The sequence below is a fragment of the Alitiscatomonas sp. genome (assembly GCF_037242085.1).
GTDB lineage: Bacteria > Bacillota > Clostridia > Lachnospirales > Lachnospiraceae > Alitiscatomonas > Alitiscatomonas aceti.
The window spans coordinates 1-5,034 of record NZ_JAXXBR010000019.1 but is presented as its reverse complement, the minus strand read 5'-3'; the positions used below and the strand labels follow the sequence as shown (position 1 = coordinate 5,034).

The 5,034-nt window shown below is 53.4% G+C and carries 6 protein-coding genes; all 6 read right to left on the bottom strand.

Annotation, left to right across the window (positions count from 1 at the left end; translation table 11 throughout):
- Positions 1-232 precede the first annotated feature (232 nt).
- The gene (locus tag WIH05_RS00320) at positions 233-757 is read right to left on the bottom strand and encodes a hypothetical protein (protein ID WP_022273989.1); all 525 of its coding nucleotides are present in this window, start codon (positions 755-757) and stop codon (positions 233-235) included.
- Positions 758-949: 192 nt separating this feature from the next.
- Positions 950-2,194, bottom strand: coding sequence for a glutamate-5-semialdehyde dehydrogenase (locus tag WIH05_RS00315; protein WP_022273988.1), 1,245 nt, complete (start codon positions 2,192-2,194; stop codon positions 950-952).
- Between the two features lie 29 nt (positions 2,195-2,223).
- Complete coding sequence (locus tag WIH05_RS00310) at positions 2,224-2,829, bottom strand: 5-formyltetrahydrofolate cyclo-ligase (RefSeq protein WP_262562899.1); 606 nt, start codon at positions 2,827-2,829, stop codon at positions 2,224-2,226.
- Entirely contained in the window at positions 2,807-3,034 is a 228-nt protein-coding gene (locus WIH05_RS00305; protein WP_022273986.1) for a DUF896 domain-containing protein, read from the bottom strand. The genes WIH05_RS00310 and WIH05_RS00305 overlap by 23 nt, the downstream gene beginning before the upstream one ends.
- An 84-nt stretch (positions 3,035-3,118) precedes the next feature.
- A complete protein-coding gene (gene proB, locus WIH05_RS00300; RefSeq protein ID WP_022273985.1) occupies positions 3,119-3,970 on the bottom strand; it encodes a glutamate 5-kinase in 852 nt (283 codons plus the stop codon).
- A 56-nt stretch (positions 3,971-4,026) separates the two neighbouring features.
- A partial coding sequence (locus WIH05_RS00295; protein WP_338001574.1) for an FAD-dependent protein occupies positions 4,027-5,034 on the bottom strand: 1,008 nt, incomplete at its 5' end.

The window sequence follows — 5,034 nt, the reverse complement described above, 5'->3', positions numbered from 1 at the left end:
CAGCCGAAGGTCTGTATGAAGGCTGTGGGGCGGCGTCCCTTTTTCTGTTCAAATTCCCGGACCCAGTCCTGGCATTTTGCCATAAAATAATACTGGCGGGCAGGCTCCTCTGCGGGAGGCCCTCCGGCTATATCAATTTTATTTAGGTGAATTTCGTTATACATTTCTCTTGACTTTTTTCCCTTTCTAGCATACAATACATAAAAAGAAGCGGGTTTTTTACCGTACAGCTTTATGGCTCAAGCGGGGTGCTCGTTTCTTTTTTTATGTTTATAATATCATATAAATACAATTTTCTATTTTCAGAATGTCTTATGACCAGCTCTGCATGAAATACATTATACCGCAAAACATCATTATTTTCATCAAAAATCGGAATTGCAAATCTGGAATCATATCGATACCAGCCGTATTTCGCATTTTTATTATATTTCCTTTCCAGATTTTCCTGAAAGCGTCTATTCTCCGCAATTTCTATCATCTCTGGAATTCCCTGCGCGGCATTTGCTTTCGCCTTTGCCAATGCTCCTTTTAATTTTGCAGTATAATTTGAACCGGAATATTCATCAGGCAAATCACTGCCAATATAGATAATTTCTTTACTTCCTGCAATCTCTATGAATTCACCAACATATTGTTTTAAATACTGCTCAACTTCATCCCAATCTATATTTCGTTTTCCTTTAAATCGAATGTCATTCACAATAACGATCTGATTCCCTTTTACATCTTTGATAACACTTATGTTTCTTTCCATAATCCTCCCTTGTATCCTGTCTTACAATAGCATTTCAGAATCCTGTTTCCTCACATGTTCTGACAGCTGAAGGTCTGCATAAGGGCCGTAGGGCGGCGTCCGGCTTTCTGCTCCATATAAAAACAAAAGCCGGACGTTCCCATATTATATATCAATGTACATGCAAAAGCAAACAGAAAAATCCCGTCCCGGCTATTTCCGGATCTGTCCGTTTCCGTAAATGATATATTTGGTGGAGGTCAGGGCCAGAAGTCCCATGGGTCCTCTGGCATGAAGCTTCTGGGTGCTGATGCCGATCTCTGCCCCAAAGCCGAACTCAAAGCCGTCGGTGAACCTGGTGGAGGCGTTCACATAGACCGCCGCCGCATCCACCTGGTCCAGGAACCTCTGGGCGTTTTCATAGCTCTCTGTCACTATGGTCTCCGAATGGCCGGTGTTGTAGCGGTTGATATGGCGGATGGCCTCATCCACAGAATCCACGATCTTACAGGAAAGGATATAATCCAGGTATTCCTTTCCCCAGTCCTCCTGCGAAGCCGCCGCAAATTCCGGGACCACGGCCCGGGAGGCCTCGTCTCCCCGGATCTCCACCTGTTTTTCCTCCAGCTTCTCCTTTAAACGCGGGAGGAAGCGTTCTGCCGCGTCCCTGTGGACCAGCAGGGATTCACAGGCGTTGCAGACGCCGATGCGCTGGGTCTTAGCATTGAACACAATATCCAGGGCCATGTCCAGGTCTGCGGACTCATCCACATATACATGGCAGTTTCCCGTTCCTGTCTCGATCACAGGCACTGTGCTGTTTTCCACCACGCTCCGGATCAGCCCCGCTCCTCCTCTGGGGATCAGCACATCCAGGTATCCGTTGAGGCGCATGAATCCTGTGGCCGTCTCCCGGCTGGTATCGGTGATGAGCTGGACAGAGTCCTCGGGGATCCCGCATTTTTTCAGTCCGTCCCGGATACAGGAGACCATGGCACGGTTGGAATTTATGGCGTCGCTGCCTCCCCTTAAGATCACGGCGTTCCCTGTCTTAAAACACAGGGCAAAGGCGTCGGCCGTCACATTGGGCCTGGCCTCGTAAATGATCCCCACAACGCCCAGAGGCACCCTCTTCTGGCCGATGAGAAGGCCGTTGGGCCGTTTTTTCATAGAAAGGACCTGGCCGATGGGATCCTCCAGATCTATGACCTGGGCCATGCCCGTAACGATCCCTTCGATGCGCTCCGGGGTGAGCAGCAGCCGGTCCAAAAGCCCCTGGGCCATGCCCTTTTCCCTGGCAAGACGTAGATCCTCTTCATTGGCCCTTAAGATCTCCTCCCGGCGTCCTGAAAGCTCTGAGGCCGCAGCCCGGAGGCCTTCGTTCTTTCTCTGGGAGTCCATGGTCCCAAGTATGTATGAAGCGTCCTTTGCTCTCTGTCCGATCTCTTTTAAGTCCATCGTTTCTTCCTCGCTTTCCCTGCTGTCCGTTATTTCCCTCTGTGACGTCCGGAAAAAAAGATCTGCTCCGGCGTTATGACCATATCCACCGGCCGGTCGTGCTCTTCGCCCGGAAGCGTTTCCACCATCTGGAAGCCATAGGCAAGGGCCAGGGTCTCATGGTCCGGCTCCCGTTCCAGGAAGCAGTCATAATAGCCGCCTCCCTTTCCCAGCCGCCTTCCGTCCGGCGTAAAGGCCATGCCCGGCACCAGCACAGGCGCTGTCCTCCAGTCTGCCTTCGGACAATGCCCGCCAGGCTCCAGAATATGGAAGGCACCTTCTTCCAGATCGTCCATGGACCGGATCTCAAAAAAAACCATCCACGGGCCTTTTTCCTGGCTGTTCTTCCCATCCATGACGACTCTGGGCAGGGCTACCCGCTTTCCCTCTCTTAAAAGTTTCTCCAGAAGCTTCCGGGTCCCTGTTTCCCAGGAAAGGGCCATATAGCCAAGGATCCGGTCCGCCCCGGAGATCTCCGGCCGGGAAAGGACACGGCGGCAGACCTCCCGGTCCCAGGCCGTCTTTTCCTCCGCAGATACGGCCTTTAAAAGGCCGCGCATCTGTTTTCTCAGATCAGCTTTCTGTGTGTCCCACATTTCCATACTTCTTTCCAAGATCTGTGATGGTCCCGTCCTTTTCCTTGATGGAGATATTATTTAAGCTTCCCCTTAAATTCCTCCGGACTGCCTCGATGTATTCCTTTCTGAGGGCTGCCTGCTCGTTCTTTTCTTCCTCTGTCAGTCCCACAGACTGGGATTTATGGTAAAGGGCATTGATTCTGTCGATCTTTTCTGCATCCATGCTGTTTTTCTCCTTCTATGATTGAATCCGTCCCGGGGCGGTCCTTCCTGTGATCCGGTCCCGCCTGCGGGCTCTGTTCTGGTGTTATGGGTGTACGCTCTCGATATAATCAAGGAGCGTGAAATCCGGACTCCTGTGGGCCGTGAACAGGGTCCCCACTTCCCTTCCCTCCAGGATATCCCAGATCACTCCCACATCATCTCCGTTGGCGATGACCATGTCTGTGCCGCTGCCGGCGGCGATCTTTGCCGCGTAGAGCTTTGCCGCCATGCCGCCGGTGCCCACATCACTTCCGGACGTGGATTTTCCCATGGACATGAGCGCGTCGGAAAGCTCGTCCACCTGGCTGATGAATTCCGCATCTGGATTCATCTTCGGATCATCGGAATAAAGGCCGTCGATATCTGAAAGAAGGACCAGAAGATCTGCGCCGATGAGGGCAGAAACAATGGCAGAAAGCCGGTCATTATCGCCAAATTTGATCTCATAAGTGGAAACCGTGTCGTTTTCATTGACCACCGGCACAGTTCCCAGCTTTAAAAGCTGGTCGAAGGTATTCCTGGCGTTTTCCCTGGAGGTATTGTCCACGATGGTATTCTTTGTCATAAGGACCTGGGCCGCCGTCTGGTTATACTCAGAAAAGATCTTCTGGTATACCATCATGAGCCTGGCCTGGCCCACAGCCGCATAGGCCTGCTTTTCCGCCACCGTCTGCGGCTTCTGGCAGCCCAGGGCCTGACGGCCCGCTGCAATGGCTCCCGAGGACACCAGGACCACCTCTTTTCCCATGCCCCTCAGGTCGCTGATGACCCGGATCAGCCGCTCGATCTTAACAAGGTTCACGTCCCCGGTCTCTGGATGGGTCAGGGAGGAGGAGCCGATCTTTATGACGATCCTCTTTTTATTTTTCAGTTCTTCTCTTGCTGTCTTTTTCATGTTTCATCTCTCCAATCCCAGGATTTTCTGTAACCAGCCTCATATCCTTTTCCTGCTTATGCCGGGCAGTACCGGCGGATGATCTCTTCTGCCACCTTAAGGCCGTCCATGGCTGCCGACGTGATCCCTCCGGCGTACCCGGCCCCTTCTCCGCAGGGGTAAAGCCCCTTGACGCTGCTCTCCAGGTTCTCGTCCCTTATGATCTTTAAGGGCGAGGAGGTGCGGCTTTCGATCCCCGCAAGAAGCGCATCGGACCGGTCAAAGCCCCGGATCTTTTTTCCGAACTGCTCCATTCCCTCTATAAATGCTGTATTGAGCGCCTCCGGCATCAGTTCCCGGAGATTGGAAAGGGCATAGCCGCCGCAGAACTGGGGCGCCACGTCTCCCAGGGCCTCCGATCTCCGGTCCTCCTTAAAGTCTCCATAAAGCTGCAACGGGATCCTTCCATTCCCCAGTAAAAACGCCTTTTCCTCCAGCCTCCGCTGGAACTCCACTCCGCCCAGGGCGCCGGGAACCGGGAAGTCCCCAGGAGTCACAGAAACGATGATGGCGCTGTTGGCGTTCTCTCCGTCCCGCCGGAAGTTGCTCATACCGTTGACGGCCAGTCTTCCCTTTTCCGATGAGGCATTGACCACATAGCCGCCGGGACACATACAGAAGGAATAGACCCCGCGGCCGCTTTTTGTGCTGGCCGTCACCTTATAGGGAGCGGCTCCCAGCTCTCCCGCATCCTCCCTGCCGTATTGGGAGAGATTGATCATTTTCTGGGGATGCTGGACCCTTAGGCCCACGGCAAAGGCCTTGGGCTCCATAAGGACCTTCTGCTCCCACAGGGAGGAAAATAGCGCCCTGGCGCTGTGGCCCACAGCCAACACCACCGTCCGGCTTTGGATCCTTTCCCCTCCGGCCAGAAGGACGCCTCCGGTCCTTCCGTCTTCCATCAGGACCTGCTCCACCCGGCAGCCAAACCGCACCTCTCCTCCGGCGTCCTGGATCCGTTTCCGGATATTTTTCACCACCTCCCGGAGAACATCAGTCCCGATATGGGGGCGGCTGTCATACAG